Below are 807 nucleotides of genomic sequence, written 5' to 3' on the forward strand. Positions count from 1 at the left end.
GGCTGCCTCCATGCCTACCCAGTGCTCGCACCTGTTACAAGCGGCTTTATTAAATCAATAGATACAAGTCACGCACTGGCAGTTGAAGGCGTTAAACGTATTTTATCGGCCGAAGATGTACCGGGTAAATTAGATATTGGTCCAGTATTTCCTGGTGATGTATTACTCACTAGTCATGAAATTCAATACCACGGGCAACCTGTATTAATTGTCGTTGCCGACAGCTACGCCATAGCGCGTCGCGCTGCACGCTTAGTGGTTATTGAGTGCGAGCAAACTACACCCATACTTGATATTAAAGAAGCCATTAGCAAAGAGCACTGGGTAAGGCCGCCCCATTCACTTAACCGTGGTAACAGCGAAAACGCCATTAATAACGCAGCCCACCAGCTTAAAGGCGAAATAAGCATAGGCGGGCAAGAACACTTTTATTTAGAAGGCCAAATAGCGCTGGCGCAACCTGATAACGACGGGGGCATTCATGTTCAGTGCTCTACGCAACACCCTACTGAGGTGCAGCACTTAGTTGCTAAAATTTTAAAAAAGCCATTTAGCTTTGTAAACGTAGAAACCCGCCGTATGGGCGGTGCTTTTGGCGGCAAAGAAACCCAAGGCGCACCATGGGCATGCCTTGCAGCTCTTGCGGTTTACCACCTTGGCTGCGCAGTAAAAATGCGCCTAGCCCGCAGCGACGATTTTAAATTAACCGGTAAGCGCCACCCTTTTTATAATCAATACCATGTTGGTTTTGATGAAAATGGCTTAATAAAAGGTGCCGACATTACCGTAAATGGGTTTTGTGGCTAC

General features: G+C 47.0%; 1 protein-coding gene. It reads left to right on the forward strand.

The genetic code is table 11. The annotated features are described in order from the left end of the window. On the forward strand, positions 1-807 hold an 807-nt coding region (locus L655_RS0101175; protein ID WP_024603814.1), incomplete at both ends, for a molybdopterin cofactor-binding domain-containing protein.

This window comes from Pseudoalteromonas sp. TAE79, assembly GCF_000498015.1.
Taxonomy (GTDB): domain Bacteria; phylum Pseudomonadota; class Gammaproteobacteria; order Enterobacterales; family Alteromonadaceae; genus Pseudoalteromonas.